A 16,444-nucleotide genomic window follows, 5' to 3' on the forward strand; every position below is an offset into this window, starting at 1 on the left:
CATCAATACACCTCCGGATTCGGATCGGTCCGCTCCATCTCCAGCGAGGCTGCCAGCAAGCCCAGCCGCGCCACCACGCCATACACGTAGAAGCGGTTCGGCGCCGCCGTGCCCGGCTTGGCCTTCAAGTCCGGCACCGCGTGCTGCTGGGCAAAGGCCAGCGGTACGAACTGCGAACCCGGCGCATTCAGGTTCTGGTCGACGCCACGCTCGGCGTGCACGCGGTAGAAGCCGCCTACCACGTAACGGTCGATCATGTAGACCACCGGCTCGGCCACCGCGTCGTCGATGTTCTCGAAGGTCGGCACGCCTTCCTGCACCACCAGGTCGGTCACCGCCACGCCGTCCTTGATGACCGACATCCGGGCGCGCTGCTTGAGGGTCAGGTCGCGCACTTCGCTGGCATCCTTGATCGTGGTCACGCCCATGCCATAGGTGCCGGCATCGGGCTTCACGATCACGAAGGGCTTCTGCTCCTTCATGCCGTATTCCTTGTACTTCTTCTTGATCTTCGACAGCAGCGACGACACCGCATCGGCCAGCGCCTCGGTGCCCTGGTCGTGTTCCAGGTCGACGTCGCTCACCTTGGCGTGCAGCGGATTGACCATCCACGGATCGATATCGATCAGCTTGCCGAACTTCTTGGCCACTTCGTCCAGCGCCTTGAGGTGATTGCTCTTGCGGCGCAGCGCCCAGCCGGCGTGCAGCGGCGGCAGCAGCGACTGCTCGTGCACGTTTTCCAGCACCGACGGAATGCCGGCCGAGAGATCGTTGTTCAGCAGGATGGTGCAGGGGTCGAAGTCGGCCAGGCCCAGGCGGCGGCCGTTCGGCGAGCGCACCAGCGGCTCGACCACCAGCATGTTTCCGTCCGGCAGCGCCAGTGGGGTTGGCTGGGTGACGTCCGGCGACAGCGAACCCAGGCGCACGTGCAGGCCGGTCTGGCGGAAGATCTGCATCAGGCGCGCCACGTTCTGCAGGTACTGGGGGTTGCGGGTGTGGACTTCCGGCACCAGCAGCAGGTTGCGCGCATCCGGACAATACTTGTCGATCGCGGCCATGGCGGCCTGCACGGTGAGCGGCAGCATTTCCGTGGCCAGGTGGTGGAAGCCGCCCGGGAACAGATTGGTGTCGACCGGCGCCAGCTTGTAGCCGGCATTGCGCAGGTCTACCGAGCAGTAAAACGGCGGCGTGTGCTCCTGCCATTCCAGGCGGAACCAGCGTTCGATGGCCGGCGTGGCATCGAGAATTTTCTTTTCCAGATCGAGCAGCGGGCCGGTCAGGGCAGTGGCGAGGTGCGGAACCATGAATGGACGTCCTTAATTGGCTTCTTGGCAATGAGTCCCATTATCTTGGGGCAGTCTTGCCATTTTAAAGCCTTCCGCCTATCCGCTCCGCATACAAAAAAGGCGCCCCGCAGGGCGCCCTCCTCTACCAGCCTGTCGCCATCACGAATGGTAGGCCCGTTCGCCATGGCTGGTCAGGTCCAGGCCCTCGCGTTCCTGCTCTTCCGGCACGCGCAGGCCGATCACCATGTCCACCAGCTTGAAGGCAACGAAAGCCACGAAAGCCGACCAGACGATGGTGATGCCGATGGCCTCGGCCTGCACCAGCAACTGGTGGCCGATCGAGTAGGCATCGGCGGACGGCTTGTTGGTGACGTAGTCCCAGACGCCCTGGCCGCCCAGTTGCGGTGCCGCGAACACGCCGGTCAGCAGTGCGCCGACGATGCCGCCGACACCGTGCACGCCGAACACGTCGAGCGAGTCGTCCACGCGCAGCAGGCGCTTCAGGCCGTTCACGCCCCACAGGCAGACGATGCCGCCTACCAGGCCGATCACCAGCGCGCCCATCGGGCCGACGAAGCCGCAGGCCGGGGTAATCGCCACCAGGCCCGACACCGCGCCGGAAGCGGCGCCCAGCATCGACGGCTTGCCCTTGGTCGCCCATTCGCCGAAGGTCCAGGCGACGGTGGCGGCGGCGGTGGCCAGCAGGGTATTCACGAAAGCCAGGGCGGCGACGTCGCCCGCTTCCAGCGCCGAGCCGGCGTTGAAGCCGAACCAGCCCACCCACAGCAGCGAGGCGCCGATCATGGTCATGGTCATCGAGTGCGGGGCCATCGCTTCGCGGCCGTAGCCGACGCGCTTACCGATCACGTAGGCGCCGACCAGGCCGGCCACTGCCGCGTTGATGTGGACCACGGTGCCGCCCGCGAAGTCGAGCGCGCCCTGCTGCCACAGCCAGCCGGCGTCGGCTGTCACGCTGGCCAGCGAAGCGGCGTCGGTGATCGCATCCGGACCGGCCCAGAACCAGACCATGTGCGCGATCGGCAGGTAGCCGAAGGTGAACCAGATCACGATGAATGCCAGCACCGCCGCAAAGCGTGCGCGCTCGGCGAATGCGCCGACGATCAGGCCGCAGGTAATCGCGGCAAAGGTACCCTGGAAGGCAACGAAAATGAACTCGGGGATCATCGTTTCCTTGCTGAAGGTGGCGCCCATCGAGAACACGCCGGTCGCCGCGTCATAGATGCCGTTCAGGAAGGCGCGGTCGAAGCCGCCGATGAAGGGGCTGCCGCCGGTAAAGGCCAGCGAGTAGCCGTACAGGCACCACAACACGATGATCAGCGAAAAAATCATGAAGATCTGCAGCAGCACCGACAGCATGTTCTTGGCGCGCACCAGGCCGCCGTAGAACAGGGCCAGGCCCGGGATCGACATCATGATCACCAGGATGGTGGCGATGAACATCCAGGCCGTGTCGCCCTTGTTGATCGAGGGCGCGGCCATGGCCGGCAGGGCCAGGCCGAGGCCCAGGCCGGCGGCGAGGAGTTTGGACATGGTTGATTTCATTGGAATCCCCTTACAGTGCGTCGTTGCCGGTCTCGCCGGTACGGATACGGATGACCTGGTTGAGGTCGGACACGAAGATCTTGCCGTCGCCGATCTTGCCGGTGCGGGCGGCGCCCTGGATGGCGTCGATCACCTGGTCGACCAGCACGTCGTCGACGGCGGCCTCGATCTTGATTTTCGGGAGGAAGTCGACCACGTACTCGGCGCCGCGGTACAGCTCGGTATGGCCCTTCTGGCGGCCGAAGCCCTTCACTTCGGTGACCGTCATGCCCTGCACGTTGATTTCGGAGAGCGCCTCGCGCACTTCGTCGAGCTTGAAGGGCTTGATGATGGCGGTAATCAGTTTCATGGTGTTGCCTCTTTCAGAAAGTTTTTGACAGTGACACGACGGCCCGCGAGCGCCCCTGGTTGCGCCCGCCCGGCACCAGATAAGCGTCGGTATTCGTCTTGACCCAGGCCACGGATGCGCTGGCAAAGCCGAAGTCCTTGGTCAGGCCGGCCTTGTAGTCGGTGTACGACAGGCTGCTGTTGTTCTTCACGCGCTGGCGCCCGACGTGCAGGTTGAGCACGAAGCCGTTGCTCACGTCCAGGTTGGCGCCCAGGTCCAGGTAGCCGCTCTGCTTGCTGTCCGCGGTGCCGAACAAGTTGGTGGTGGCGTGCGAATACTTCAGGTAGGCCGGACCGAAGCCGAGCTGGCCATAGAGTTCGAAGGTATTCGCGTTCGGCTCCAGGTCGTTCGACGGATACCAGTAGTACAGGCCGCCGACGTCGTAGCTGACCCCGCCGCCGAGGTCGCCGCGCTTGCCGGCGTACAGGTCGACTTCGACATCGCCGTCGCCGCCCAGGTCCTTGGTCCACTTGATGGTCGACAGCCAGGTGCCGGCGTAGAAGCCGGTCGGCGTATGGGTATAGTCGGCGCCGCCCTGCAGGGCCGGCTGGAAGCGGGTCTGCGACAGACCGCGGTAGCGGTATTCGCTGGTGACGGTGGCGTTGTAGCTGAGCTGGTGCTCGGGCGCGGGCGTCGTTTCGGTTGCGGACTGGGCCTGGGCCAGGCCACCGAGTCCTGCTGCCAGCGTGAACACCGCTGCGCTGATTGCCATCTTGCTTTTCATGACGATTCCCCTGTTATTGAACGATTGGTTCTGATGCGGTTTACAATCTGTCGTGTCACGGCTTAGCTTTCTCTTAGCAGATTGCGTGCCAGGCATTAACATGGCATCCGTGTGCTGCGTTTTCGGCACAGCTGCCACACTCGGGTTTCAATAAACACAAACGCGCGCACTGCCGATGTGCAGGGCGCCAGGACGCACCAAAGCAGGCCGTTTTCTCGAATTTGCACCAGGCTGGTGCAGCGGCCGGAACACTAGGACTGATTGACATGAATAATTTCTTCAACGACTTGCAGGGCAAACTCAACCAGGCCATGGAAAACTCGCCCGCCAAGGACATCGAACGCAACGTCAAGGCGATGATGACCCAGGGCTTTTCCAAGCTCGACCTGGTCACCCGCGAGGAATTCGATATCCAGGCCCAGGTACTGGCCAAGACCCGCGCCAAGCTCGACGCGCTCGAACTGCGCGTGGCCGAGCTGGAAGCCCGCCTGACGGAACAGGCGCCGAAAGTCTGATTGCTTCCGCATTCATGGAAGCTGACGGAAGGAGGCAACATGAATGCGAACGACAAGCTGCTCGGCACGACCCTGCCGCCCCAGGAGGTGTCAGTCGACGTGCTGCGCGAGAAGTACGCGAAAGGCGATGAATCCTCCATCGCCGAGGTGCGCCGGCGCGTGGCCCATGCGCTGGCGGCACGCGAAGCGCCGGAGCAGCGCGCGGCCTGGGCCGAACGTTTCATGCAGGCCCAGGAAAGGGGCTTCATCCCGGGCGGACGCATCAACTCCGCCGCCGGCCTCGATCTGAAGGCCACCCTCATCAACTGCTTCGTGCAGCCGGTCGGCGATTCCGTGACCGGAACCGAAGACGGCCTGCCCGGCATCTACACTGCCCTGTCGGAAGCGGCCGAGACCATGCGCCGCGGCGGCGGCGTCGGCTACGACTTCAGCGCCATCCGCCCGCACGGCAGCCTGGTACGCGGCACCCGCTCGCGCGCATCGGGCCCGGTGTCGTACATGGAACTGTTCGACGCCTCCTGCAAAACGGTGGAATCGGCCGGCGCCCGGCGCGGCGCGCAGATGGGCGTGCTGCGCATCGACCATCCCGACATCGAACGTTTTATTGCCGCCAAGGACGCGGGCGGCCTGTCGAACTTCAATATCTCGGTCGGCGTCACCGACGCCTTCATGCGCGCACTCGAGGCCGACGCGACCTTCGAGTTGGTGCACCGCGCCGAACCCGGCGAAGAAGCGGATGCACGCCGACGCGCCGACGGTCTCTGGGTGTACCGCAAACCGAAGGCGCGCGCGCTCTGGGACAAGATCATGCTGTCGACCTACGACCACGCCGAGCCGGGCGTGCTCTTCATCGACCGCATGAACGAGGAAAACAACCTCTGGTACGCCGAGCAGCTGCGTGCCACCAACCCCTGCGGCGAGCAGCCCCTGCCCGCCTACGGCTGCTGCGACCTCGGTTCGCTGAACCTCACCTGCTTCGTTACGCAGCCCTTCGAACCGGATGCCGGCTTCGACTTCGACCGCCTGCGCGAGGTGGCGACAACCGCCGTGCGCATGCTCGACCTGGTGCTCGACGCCACCGAGTGGCCGTTGCCGCAGCAAGCCGCCGAGGCGCGCGCTAAGCGCCGCATCGGCCTCGGCTTCCTGGGCCTGGGCAGCGCCCTCGTCATGCTGGGCCTGCGCTACGACGCGCACGAGGGCCGCGCCATGGCCGCGCGCATCGCCACAACCCTGCGCGACGCCGCCTACGCGGCATCGGTCGACCTGGCGCGAGAAAAAGGCGCCTTTCCCCTGTTCGATACGGCGCGCTACCTGGAAGGCAATTTCGTCAAGCGCCTGCCCGAAGCGTTGCGCGAGGCGATCCGCAGCCATGGCATCCGCAACTCGCACCTGCTGTCGATCGCGCCCACCGGCACCATCTCGCTGGCCTTTGCCGACAACGCCTCGAACGGCATCGAGCCACCCTATTCCTGGACCTACGAGCGCAAGAAACGCATGCCCGACAATACGATGCGCGCCTATGCGGTGCAGGACCACGCCTGGCGTTTGTACCGGCGCCGCCATCCGGAACCGGCGCCCCTGCCACCGCAGTTCGTCACCGCGCTGGAGATGCGCGCCGACGACCATTTGCGCATGCTCGAAGCGGTGCAGCCCTTTGTCGACACCGCGATCTCGAAGACGGTGAACGTACCGGCCGATTATCCGTACGACGATTTCCGCGACCTGTACAGCGAGGCCTGGCGCGCCGGACTGAAAGGGCTGGCCACCTACCGGCCGAACACGGTCGTGGGCCAGGTGCTCGGGGCGGCGCCCCGGGAAGAAGCGCCAGCCCTGCCTGAGCAGGACCCGCTGCGCAAGCGTTTCGACAACCGGCCGCTGGGCGAACTCGATTCCGTGACTTCGAAGGTCGCGTATTCGACCCAGGAAGGGCGCAAGACCTTCTACCTGACGGTCAGCTTCATCCGCGTGGAAGGCGTCGTCAACGGCGAACAGGTCGTTGTCGAGCGCCCCTTCGAATTCTTCATGCCGGCCGGCCAGCGCACCGACGGCCAGCAATGGATCACCTCCTCGATGCGGCTGCTGTCGATGCTGGCGCGCGCCGGCGGCCCGATCGCCAAGGCCCTGGCCGACATGCGCGACGTGGTCTGGGAAAAGGGGCCGGTGCGCTGTGGCACGCTCACGCGCGAAGACGGCGTGCAGGTGCCGGTGTTCCACGACTCGGAAGCGGCGGCGGTCGGTTTCATGCTGCAGCGGATACTGATCAACCGCGGCTTCCTCGACAGCCAGGGCAATGGCGTACCGGTGGCGCAGCTGGCGCGCCGGCTGGCGGCCAGGATGGATGCGGGCGAGACCGATGCCGGCAAGCGGGATGGCGGCGATGCAGCGCTGCCGGCGCCGGCTGCGTCTTCCGCCGCCAGGTGCCCGGAATGCGGCGCCCGCGCCCTGCGCAAGCTCGACGGCTGCACCCGCTGCGAGAACTGCCAGTACGTGGGGGAATGCGGTTGAGGAATGTGCCCATCGGTCGTTCCGGCGAGCTGGTGCAGTGTTACCATAGTGCCATCCAGCAGCTTATGAACGAAGTGAATGGCGATCGAGCGAATTTCCTGCGCACCTGACGGCGGCATCAATGAAGACCTCGTGGCTGTCTTCGACACCGGCGGCCTGATCGACCTCCTCGTGCTCGACGGCGCGACCTCGGTGGCCGACCGGCAGGTGGTCGACGAACGCCAGGGCGACGTCGCCTGGTTCGTGCAGGCCTTTGCCGCCGCGCTCAGGCCCGTCATCGACGCCACGCGTTCCCAGGCCGACAGCGTGCAACTGGCGCTCGCCAGCGTCCGGCGCGCCTATTTCGGCCAGACCGCCGGCCAGGACGTGCCGGTCCACGCCTGGCCGCTGGCCGCCCTCACCTGGATTCGCATCCGCCCCGGCACGGACCAGCTCGCCCTGTCGCTGTACTGCCTGGGCGACTGCAAGGCCTTTGCCGTCGATGCCGGCGGCGTGGTCATCGACCTCGATCCCTACGTGAACCCGTTCGAGACCGTGGTGCAGGAAGCGGTGGCGGCGCTGGCGCGCGAAGGCGTCAGCGATCCGCTGGAACGCCGCAAGCGCCTGCTGCCGCTGCTGCGCACGCGGCGCGAAGCCCAGCATGGCGCCACGGCCCCAACCGCCCTGTGCCTGCAGCCGCGCGGCCCCTTCCAGGCGCGCGCGTACACGCTGCACCTGCCCTCCGGCAGCACGGTACTGGCCATGACGGACGGCTTCAACCGCCTGGCCGACGCCTACGGCCTGTACACCCAGGAAGACCTGGTGCGCCGCTGCTGTTCGGGCGGCCTGGCCGGCCCGATGGCCGAACTGCGCGCCTGGGAGGCGGCGCGTGCGGCCGGCACGCTGGCCGTCAAGAACGCGGATGACGCATCCGCCCTCATGTGGACGCCGGATCGCGTAGACTCGGACAACCCACCCAATCATCCCGGCCCGGCAAGCGCCAGGGCCACAGAGGAACCAGCTTGAAAACCTATACGACACGTCGGGCCTTGCTGTGGCTGTGCCTGGCGCTGGGCGGCGCGCTTCCCGCGCTGGCGGCGGCGCAGGAAAACGGCCGCAACATCGCGCGCGAGGCGCGTATCGTGGTGGTGAACGTCGAGCGCCTGCTCAGCGAGTCGCCGCGTGCCCAGGCGCTGTCGGCCAGCATCGACGCCGAGTTCGCGCCGCGCCGCCAGCAGATCCAGGCCGAGGTAAAACGCCTGCGCGAGCTGTCCGACAAGCTGGGCCAGGATACGCCGAACCTGTCCGACCGCGAACACCTGGCGCGCTCGCGCGAAATAGGCGACCTCGAACGCGCGGTGCGGCGCGACCAGGCCATCCTCCAGGAAGACCTGCTCGAGCGGAAAATGCAGGAACGCAGCCGGATGGCGGAACGCATCAACGAGATCATCGCCTCGCTGCGCACCCGGCAAGGCATCGACCTGGTGCTGACCCGCACCATCTGGCACCGGCCGGCGATCGACATCACGGACAAGGTTGCGCAAGAACTGGAGAAGTAAGCGAGCAGGAAGCGAGCAGAATCAGGCGCGGCGTATGCCACGCGCAACGGCCCGGAAGCGGGCTCGGCAATTTCACCCGGGTGTTATTGCATTCGATTTTTTATCCGGGTAATATCGGCGGCATGCGCACGCCGTGCGTTATCCATCGGAGAAGTCCATGCTGCCCTCACATTGCATCGCCTTTCTTGGCACCGAACTGCTGGCCAAGGGCCCCCTGGCCGAGGTCGTCAGCGCCGTCAAGCGCGCGCTCGACAGCGGTACCGAGCACTCCATCGCCATTCTCGACCTGGCCACCAGCCGCCGGGTCGAGATCAATTTCACCGGTACCGAAGAAGAAGTCCTGCAGCGCATCCCGCGCATGCAGCCGCGCAGCGCCGGCCGCCCGAAGCTGGGCGTGGTGGCGCGCGAAGTGACCTTGCTGCCGCGCCATTGGGAATGGCTGTCCTCGCAGCCGGGCGGCGCCTCGGTGGCCCTGCGCAAACTCGTCGAGCATGCGTCGCGCGACGCGCGCCAGGCCGATGCCATGCGCGAGGCGCGCGATTCCGCCTACCGTTTCATGCATGAACTGGCGGGCGACGAACCCGGCTTCGAGGAAGCCTCGCGCGCCCTGTTCGCGGGCGACGCGGCGCGGCTGGAGCAGGTGGTGGCAAGCTGGCCGGCGGGTGTGCGCACGCACTTGCTGGCGCTGGCCCAGCCGGCATTCACGCCGCTGGCCGATGCGCCGGGCGATGTGCCGGGCGCTGCGAGCTGAGCGTGGCATGGGCGGCACGGCGAGCGCCGCGCCGTCTTTGCACAGACCGTCGATAATCGTCGTACACTCACGCGCTTTACCACCACGAGGCTTTACCCAATGAACGATTTCGACAACGTCCCGCTGGAATTCTTCCAGGATTATCCGGAACCCGGCGTGAATTTCATCGACGTCGGCTGCATCTTCGACAATCCCGAGCATTGGCGCCTCGCCATCGACACCCTGCACGCGAAGACCGATCAACTGCATTTCGATTTCATCCTGGCCATGGACGCGCGCGGCTTCATGATCGCCGGCGCCCTCGCCCTCGAGCACCAGGTCGGCTTCGCCATGGCGCGCAAGGCCGGCAAGTTGCCCGGTCATTCGATCAGCATCGACTACAAGCGCGAATACGGCAGCGCCACCATCGAGATCCAGCCGGAACGCATCAAGGGCCAGCGCGTGCTGATCGTCGACGACGTGCTCGCCACCGGCGGCACCATCGAGGCGGCGGCCTCCCTGCTGCGCCAGATCGGCAAGGAAGTCGTCGGCGCGGCGGCGCTATTCGATATCGCCTTCTTCAGGGACAAGCGCGCGCTGACCATGCCGGTGGTGTGCCTGCGCGACGTCTGAGGCTCGACCAAGGACTTCGGCAGCAACTTCCCTGCTCCGGACAGCTTCACCTCTGACGCGCGCCCGGCCGTCCGGAACGAAATCGCTCGACTTCCCGGGCGATTGCATCAGCGCGCGTGGCAACGCCGAATTCCTTACTTCCACCCAGGTGAACGCCAAGGACTTCCTTGCCATCGCGGCTGAATATCGGTGCGCCCGCACTTCCGGCGCCCGTGTCGCAACCGTGGATAAAATTGTGGCGACCCACGGATGTCGCCGTACAGTCTGCAGCGTCGACAACCGCATATTGTTGGTCGCCAGCGCGGAACAGGCTGACGGCAAGCGGTTCGCCAACTTGTGGAGCGCGTGTCGCCAGCCTCAGGTATCCCCGGCTGGCGCCCGGACTACCGGTCACGCGCAAGAGCGCGAAGCTCGGATCATCCTTGGACATAAGCGGCAGCAACTGCTTCGACACCAGCGCCGGCAGCACGACCGGGTAGCGCTTCTGCTGTGCCGTCTCGTCTGTCAGCACGAATTCTGCACGTGGATGCTGGATGTCGGGCGGCAAACAAAATCCTCCCGTTACCAACAGATCGCCGGCTACCAAAAAACCGCTGCAACGTGAACGAGGCTCGACCGCTTCTCCGTCGTAGACCATGACCCGTCCGACTGCCCGGCTGGCGAGCTTGACCGGATGAGACGGTACGACGTCTTCGATTCTGACCGCTTCGTCCACGCCGAATATCCCGGTATGCGCGCCCGTGACCGGGAGTGCAGGTCCGCTACCGGGCTTACGCTCGCGCAAGAACGTGCGGAGCCTGGCAATGATGGATGCATCCGAAATGAGGCCGCTCTGCAGCAAGAAGCCGAGGTTTTCCGCAGCCTTGTCGGGATTCCCGGTCTTGATCATCTCCAGGATCCGGCCCTGCTCAGCTTTCTCCTTCTCGAGTTGCAGCTGCAACTGTCCGTTTGTTTTCGCGATATAGCCGTTCCCGACCGCAGCGAGGAAAGCCCCAACGATCGCCAGGAAAACCGGGCTGCGCCAACCTGAATGCGCTTGCTCCCGCTCTTTCAAGTCGAATTCTTTCCGCGCCAATTCCTGGGTGCGCTCCAGATTCAGAAGCTCGCGGTTCTTGAATTCAATCTCCTTTTCCCATTTCTCACGCTCTGACGGGACAGGCGGAACGGCGTCCGGCTCGGCTCGCGGATCATCTTGCATATCGGTCCCCCCTCAACCAAACCGCCGATGGGCTCAGAGTGGGACAGAAGTCCTCGAACGAAGTTCTGCCAGCCCAGCCATACCAGTTCCACGCACACCTCTGTCCACTCTCAAATCCTGCCCGGTCAACGGACCTAAGATTGCGCGACACAATTCAATCGACGAAGGAATCCCATGAGTCTGGCAGTCCTGAGAAGCCGCGCACTGTCCGGCATGGAAGCGCTGCCCGTCAGCGTCGAAGTGCACTTGGCCAATGGCCTTCCCAGTTTCACCATCGTCGGCCTTCCCGACGCCGAAGTGCGCGAAGCCAAGGACCGGGTACGTGCGGCCCTGCAAAACGTCGGCTTCGAGATTCCCGCAAGGCGCATCACCATCAACCTTGCGCCAGCCGATTTGCCCAAGGAATCCGGGCGTTTCGATTTGCCGATCGCGCTCGGCATCCTGGCGGCGTCCGGCCAGATTCCGGCCAAGGAACTCGACAAGTACGAATTCGCGGGCGAACTGTCCCTCTCGGGCCGCCTGCGGCCGGTGCGCGGGGCGCTGGCCATGACCTTTGCCATCCAGCGCACTGGCCGCGGTGCACGGCGCGGTTTCATCCTGCCGAAAGCGAACGCCGACGAAGCCGCGCTCGTGCTCGATGCCCGCGTCTACCCGGCCGACACCCTGCTGCAGGTGTGCGCCCACTTCTCCGCCGTGACAGAAGATGCGCGGCTGGAACGCTACAGCAACCCGGCGCCGGTGCAGGCGCCGAGCTATCCCGATTTTTCCGACGTGAAGGGGCAGCTCCACGTCAAGCGCGCACTCGAGATCGCCGCCGCCGGCAACCATTCGATCCTGCTGGCCGGGCCGCCCGGCGCCGGCAAGAGCATGCTGGCCGCGCGCTTTCCCGGCCTGCTGCCGCCCATGACCGACGAGGAGGCGCTGGAAGCGGCGGCCGTGCATTCGCTGACCGGACGTTTCTCGGCCCAGCAATGGCGCGCGCGGCCCTTCCGCAGCCCGCACCACACCAGCTCGGGCGTGGCCCTGGTCGGCGGCGGGAATCTGCCGCGGCCTGGGGAAATATCGCTGGCGCATTGCGGCGTGCTCTTCCTCGATGAATTGCCCGAGTTCGACCGCAAAGTATTGGAAGTGTTGCGCGAGCCGCTGGAATCGGGACGCATCACCATTTCGCGGGCTGCCAACCAGGCCGACTTTCCGGCCCGCTTCCAATTGATCGCGGCCATGAACCCCTGCCCTTGCGGCTGGTACGGCCACCCTTCCGGCAAATGCCATTGCACGAGCGAAGCGGCGCAGCGCTACCAGGACCGCATCTCCGGCCCCCTGCTCGACCGCATCGACATGCAGGTCGAGGTGACGGCCATGCAGCCCGACGCCATGGCCACCCAGGCCGATGGCGAAAGCACGGCGGCCATCGGAACGCGCGTGGCGCGTGCGCATGCGCTGCAGCTCGAACGCCAGGGCAAGGTGAACAGCCGCCTGAGCACGCGCGAGATCGACCGCTACTGCGCCCTCGACGGCGCCAGCGAGCGCACCCTGCGTGCCGCCATGTCGATGATGAACTGGTCGGCGCGGGCCTATCACCGGGTGCTGAAGGTCGCGCGCACGATCGCCGACATCACGGATTCGCCTGTCATCACGTCGGAGAACATGGCCGAAGCGATCGGTTACCGGCGCGGGCTGCGCGATCGCTAGGCCTGCTGCGGTTGTAGCCTGCGCGGCGGCGCCCTGCTACCATCAAGGCATGCGAAAAAACAAACTTGTCGTTGCATTTATCCTCGCAGCCACGCTGCTGGCCGGCTGCAATCCTACCTATAACTGGCGCGACTACAGCAGCCCGGATGCGCCTTACCGCGTGATGTTCCCGACCAAGCCGGCCAGCCACACGCGCAGCGTCGACCTGGACGGGGTCAAGGTCGAGATGACCATGACTGCCGCCGAGGTCGAGGGCGTGATGTTCGCGGTCGGCACCGGCGTGGCCGAGGATGCGGCGGGTGCGCAGGCGGCGGTCGACGCCATGAAGACAGCCATGCTGCGCAACATCGGGGCGACCGTGCAGCGCGAGAGCGCCAGTGCGGCCAGCAACGGCGATCCTGCGAGTGCACACAAGAGCATCGACCTCGAGGCGACGGGCGCCGGGAATGGCGGGCCGATGCAATTGACCGGCCACTTCGAATCGCGCGGCAAGCGTTTCTATCAAGTCATCGTACTGGGCAAGGAAAAAGCTGTTCCGGCCGAGCAATCCGAGCAATTCATGAAGTCGTTCACGCTGCTATGAAGATGGATGCGCCTTCCCTGTTGGTGAGTGGCCTGCGCAAGCAGTTCGCCCGTCCCGCCGTCGACGGCCTGGACCTGTCGATCGCGCGCAGCGAGTTGTATGCGCTGCTGGGGCCGAACGGCGCCGGCAAGACCACTACCCTGCGCATGGTGGCCGGCCTGCTGGCGCCGGACGCGGGGCGCATCGAGGTCAACGGCATCGACCTGGCGCTGGACCCGGCTGGCGCCAAGCGCAGCATGGCCTATTTGCCGGACGACCCGATGCTGTACGGGAAGCTCAAACCCACCGAATACCTGGAGTTCGTCGCCGGACTCTGGGGCGTGGATGCGGCCGCAGCGGAGCCGCGTGCGCACCAGCTGCTCGACTGGCTGGACCTGAGCAAGCACGCGCACGAACTGACCGAAGGTTTTTCGCGCGGCATGAAGCAGAAGCTGGCCCTGGCCGGGGCGCTGATCCACGACCCGCAGCTGCTGATCCTGGATGAACCGCTGACCGGACTCGACGCCGGCGCCTCGCGCCAGGTCAAGGATTTGCTGCTGTCCCACGTCGCCAAGGGCGGCACGGTGATCCTGACCACCCACATCCTGGAGGTGGCCGAGCGCCTGGCCCAGCGCATCGGCATCATCCAGCATGGCCGCCTGATTGCCCAGGGCACGCTCGAACAATTGCGCACGGAGACAGCCGCGGACACGCTGGAAGACATGTTCCTGCAACTGACGGGGCAGGCGTGAGCGCCCGGCCCGGCAGCGCACTGTGGCTGCTGCGCCACGAGCTGCGCATGTTCTGGTACAACATGCTGTCGTCGAAGAACGGCAAGGAGCCGCGCGGCTTCCAGTGGAAGCTGGTGGCGGTCTGGCTGGTCTTGTGGCTGGCCGTGCATGCCGGGGCCTGGTTCGTAGTCGGCCTGGTATCGGGCGACGACAGCGAGCTGCCCCGGCAACTGGTGCTGGCGGCCAGCGTGCTGCTGGTCGCCACCTTCCTTTTCATGCTGTCGAGTGCGCTGAAGTCCAGCGTCGAGGTCTTGTTCGACCGCGGCGACATGGACTTGCTGCTGTCCTCGCCCCTGCCCTCGCGCAGTATCTTCACGGTACGCCTGGCGGGCGTCGTCATTGGGGTGGCCTCGATCTACCTGTTCTTCCTGGCGCCGCTCGCGCATGCGGGCGCGCTGCGCGGGCATCCGCGCTGGCTGGCGCTGTATCCGGTGGTGTTGGGCATGGCGGCAATCGCCTCCGCCGGCGCCATGCTGTTGACGCTTGCCCTGGTGCGCTGGCTGGGCGCGCGCCGCACGCGGGTGGTGGCGCAGGTGCTTGGCGCGCTGGCCGGCGCCTTATTGTTCATCCTGTCGCAGTTGCCCAACCTGGCGGTGCAGACCGGCGCAAGCGAAGGCATCCTGGTGCGCGCGGCCAGGAGCAGTGCCGGGATTCCGGCCGACAGTCCGGTCTGGCTGCCTGGCCGGGCCCTGCTGGGCGATCCGTTCGCCGCCGTGGCTGTCGGGGTGGTGGCCTTGCTGGCGTTTGCACTGACCGTGACGCTGACGCACCGCAGCTTTACACGCGGGCTGCAGCTTGCCGCAAGCATGGCGCCGGTGGTGCGGCGGCCTGCGGGCGAGCTGCGTTTCCGGTTCGGTCGCGGCCTGGCATCGACGCTGATCCGCAAGGAGTGGCGCCTCATCCTGCGCGATCCGCAGCTGATCTCGCAGGTGCTGTTGCAGCTGCTCTACCTGATTCCGCTCCTGTTCCTGGTCTTCAGAAAGGATGACGCGCAGAACCTGGCGGTGGGCGCCGGCCTGACCCTGCTGTGCGGCTCGTTGAGCTCGTCGCTGGCCTGGGTGGTCCTGCTGGCGGAGGATGCGCCCGACCTGCTGTCCGCCTCGCCGGCCGACATGCGCACGATCCGCCGTGCCAAGGCGGCCGCGGCCATCGGCCCGGTGCTGGCCCTGGTCTGCCTACCGGTGATGTGGCTGACCTGGCGCGCGCCACTCAGCGGCCTGCTGGCCGCGTTCACGATCTGCGGCGTCACGCTCGGTTCCACGCTGATCGTGATGTGGGTAGGCAAGCCCGGTTCGCGCAGCGCATTCGCCCGCCGCGCCCAGGGCAACGGCCTCAGCATCCTGTTCGAGATGAGCCACCTGTTCGGCTGGGGCGGACTGGCGTTTCTCCTGCCGTACACGGCCAGCCAGTCGGAAACAGGCCTGCTGACGGCGGTCGGCGTGGGCATTGCATGCGCCGTCGCGTTTGGCGTACCCTTCCTGGCATGGATCTTCCGGCACCGTATCCGTTAAGGGTGTGCGCGGGAGACCCGTTTCGGGCAGACGTGTTATCGTTTAGTTACGAAGCCAAACAATAAGAGAATGCATATGTTAATCACTTTTAAAAGCAAAGCTTATCCTGACGTGATGATGTATCAGGAACACGCCAAGCGCATCCTGGACCTCCTGAACAAGGAGCCGGACATCGGCGTCATCACCTCCGAGGAAGCCACCCGCGCCGTCCAGCTGCTCGAGCACGAGATCGAAGAAAGCCGCAAGCATCCTTCCACCGACGAAGTCGAGCAGGACATCAAGGCCCACCGCGTGGACGAAGACGATCCCGAACACGAGCAAGCCGAAGTGGTCAGTTTCTCGACCCGGGCTTATCCAATGCTGGAGATGCTGCGCGCAGCACGCGACCAGCAGTGCGATATTCTCTGGGGTGTGTGAATCGCCGGGCTGAGTTGCCGGACTAAGCCGGCAGCGATGCCGCTCGGTACAGTCGATGTGATGTCGATAAAAGGAAGCGCTTGCGCTTCCTTTTTTGCTTTAGGGGGCCAGCGTCAAGCCAGGCTGTTGTAGGGTGGACACCTGTGTCCACGCTGTCTCACCGGTGGATCAGCGGCGCGGCCTGAAAAAGGCTGACTAAACAAACACAACGCCCAAAGCAAAAAGCCCCGACCAGTTTCCTGGGCGGGGCTTCTTCGCTTACTGCTTATTAACTAGCCTGACGATAACCTACTTTCACACTGGTTGCAGCACTATCATCGGCGCAAAGTCGTTTCACGGTCCTGTTCGGGATGGGAAGGGGTGGGACCGACTTGCTATGGTCATCAGGCAT

At 65.5% G+C, this 16,444-nt stretch carries 16 protein-coding genes and 1 rRNA gene; 11 read left to right on the top strand and 6 right to left on the bottom strand.

The window, feature by feature from the left end; all coding sequences use genetic code 11:
• Nucleotides 1–2: 2 nt before the first annotated feature.
• The 4 genes from gshA to LK540_RS15595 form a co-directional block, all read right to left on the bottom strand.
• Nucleotides 3–1,304, bottom strand: coding sequence for a glutamate--cysteine ligase (gene gshA, locus LK540_RS15580; protein WP_229438218.1), 1,302 nt, complete (start codon nucleotides 1,302–1,304; stop codon nucleotides 3–5).
• 141 nt (nucleotides 1,305–1,445) lie between these two features.
• Nucleotides 1,446–2,837, bottom strand: coding sequence for an ammonium transporter (amt, locus tag LK540_RS15585; RefSeq protein WP_229438219.1), 1,392 nt, complete (start codon nucleotides 2,835–2,837; stop codon nucleotides 1,446–1,448).
• Nucleotides 2,838–2,859: 22 nt separating this feature from the next.
• Nucleotides 2,860–3,198 (bottom strand): P-II family nitrogen regulator, encoded by a 339-nt coding sequence (gene glnK / locus LK540_RS15590; RefSeq protein WP_229438220.1) that lies wholly within the window; start codon nucleotides 3,196–3,198, stop codon nucleotides 2,860–2,862.
• Nucleotides 3,199–3,211: 13 nt separating this feature from the next.
• A complete protein-coding gene (locus LK540_RS15595) occupies nucleotides 3,212–3,949 on the bottom strand; it encodes a TorF family putative porin (protein ID WP_229438221.1) in 738 nt (245 codons plus the stop codon).
• Nucleotides 3,950–4,221: 272 nt separating this feature from the next.
• On the opposite strand from LK540_RS15595, the gene LK540_RS15600 reads away from it, so the two are divergent.
• From LK540_RS15600 to LK540_RS15625, 6 genes are all read left to right on the top strand, one after another.
• Nucleotides 4,222–4,476, top strand: a complete 255-nt coding sequence (locus LK540_RS15600; protein WP_229438238.1) for an accessory factor UbiK family protein — start codon at nucleotides 4,222–4,224, stop codon at nucleotides 4,474–4,476.
• A gap of 39 nt (nucleotides 4,477–4,515) precedes the next feature.
• On the top strand, nucleotides 4,516–6,981 hold the full coding sequence (locus tag LK540_RS15605; protein WP_229438222.1) for an adenosylcobalamin-dependent ribonucleoside-diphosphate reductase: 2,466 nt from the start codon (nucleotides 4,516–4,518) through the stop codon (nucleotides 6,979–6,981).
• 78 nt (nucleotides 6,982–7,059) lie between these two features.
• Nucleotides 7,060–7,986, top strand: coding sequence for a protein phosphatase 2C domain-containing protein (locus tag LK540_RS15610; RefSeq protein WP_229438223.1), 927 nt, complete (start codon nucleotides 7,060–7,062; stop codon nucleotides 7,984–7,986).
• On the top strand, nucleotides 7,983–8,519 hold the full coding sequence (locus tag LK540_RS15615) for an OmpH family outer membrane protein (RefSeq protein WP_229438224.1): 537 nt from the start codon (nucleotides 7,983–7,985) through the stop codon (nucleotides 8,517–8,519). The genes LK540_RS15610 and LK540_RS15615 overlap by 4 nt, the downstream gene beginning before the upstream one ends.
• A gap of 157 nt (nucleotides 8,520–8,676) precedes the next feature.
• A complete protein-coding gene (locus LK540_RS15620) occupies nucleotides 8,677–9,270 on the top strand; it encodes a DUF2239 family protein (RefSeq protein ID WP_229438225.1) in 594 nt (197 codons plus the stop codon).
• A gap of 99 nt (nucleotides 9,271–9,369) precedes the next feature.
• Nucleotides 9,370–9,882 carry an adenine phosphoribosyltransferase gene (locus LK540_RS15625; protein ID WP_229438226.1) on the top strand — a complete coding sequence of 171 codons (513 nt, stop codon included), beginning with the start codon at nucleotides 9,370–9,372 and terminating at the stop codon, nucleotides 9,880–9,882.
• A gap of 46 nt (nucleotides 9,883–9,928) precedes the next feature.
• Here the strand turns inward: LK540_RS15625 and LK540_RS15630 are convergent, their stop codons facing one another.
• A complete protein-coding gene (locus tag LK540_RS15630) occupies nucleotides 9,929–11,080 on the bottom strand; it encodes a serine protease (RefSeq protein WP_229438227.1) in 1,152 nt (383 codons plus the stop codon).
• Nucleotides 11,081–11,254: 174 nt separating this feature from the next.
• On the opposite strand from LK540_RS15630, the gene LK540_RS15635 reads away from it, so the two are divergent.
• The 5 genes from LK540_RS15635 to LK540_RS15655 all read left to right on the top strand — a co-directional run bounded on the left by LK540_RS15635 (nucleotide 11,255) and on the right by LK540_RS15655 (nucleotide 16,053).
• A complete protein-coding gene (locus LK540_RS15635) occupies nucleotides 11,255–12,772 on the top strand; it encodes a YifB family Mg chelatase-like AAA ATPase (RefSeq protein ID WP_229438228.1) in 1,518 nt (505 codons plus the stop codon).
• 49 nt (nucleotides 12,773–12,821) lie between these two features.
• Nucleotides 12,822–13,355: a hypothetical protein gene (locus tag LK540_RS15640; RefSeq protein ID WP_229438229.1), complete on the top strand. Its 534-nt coding sequence runs from the start codon at nucleotides 12,822–12,824 to the stop codon at nucleotides 13,353–13,355.
• 2 nt (nucleotides 13,356–13,357) lie between these two features.
• Nucleotides 13,358–14,086 (top strand): ABC transporter ATP-binding protein, encoded by a 729-nt coding sequence (locus tag LK540_RS15645; RefSeq protein ID WP_229438230.1) that lies wholly within the window; start codon nucleotides 13,358–13,360, stop codon nucleotides 14,084–14,086.
• A complete protein-coding gene (locus LK540_RS15650; RefSeq protein WP_229438231.1) occupies nucleotides 14,083–15,636 on the top strand; it encodes a hypothetical protein in 1,554 nt (517 codons plus the stop codon). The genes LK540_RS15645 and LK540_RS15650 overlap by 4 nt, the downstream gene beginning before the upstream one ends.
• A gap of 75 nt (nucleotides 15,637–15,711) precedes the next feature.
• On the top strand, nucleotides 15,712–16,053 hold the full coding sequence (locus tag LK540_RS15655; RefSeq protein ID WP_229438232.1) for a DUF1840 domain-containing protein: 342 nt from the start codon (nucleotides 15,712–15,714) through the stop codon (nucleotides 16,051–16,053).
• A gap of 275 nt (nucleotides 16,054–16,328) precedes the next feature.
• Here the strand turns inward: LK540_RS15655 and rrf are convergent.
• A 5S ribosomal RNA gene (gene rrf / locus LK540_RS15660) occupies nucleotides 16,329–16,441 on the bottom strand.
• Nucleotides 16,442–16,444: the final 3 nt, after the last annotated feature.

Source organism: Massilia sp. IC2-278 (genome assembly GCF_020708045.1).
GTDB lineage: Bacteria > Pseudomonadota > Gammaproteobacteria > Burkholderiales > Burkholderiaceae_D > Telluria.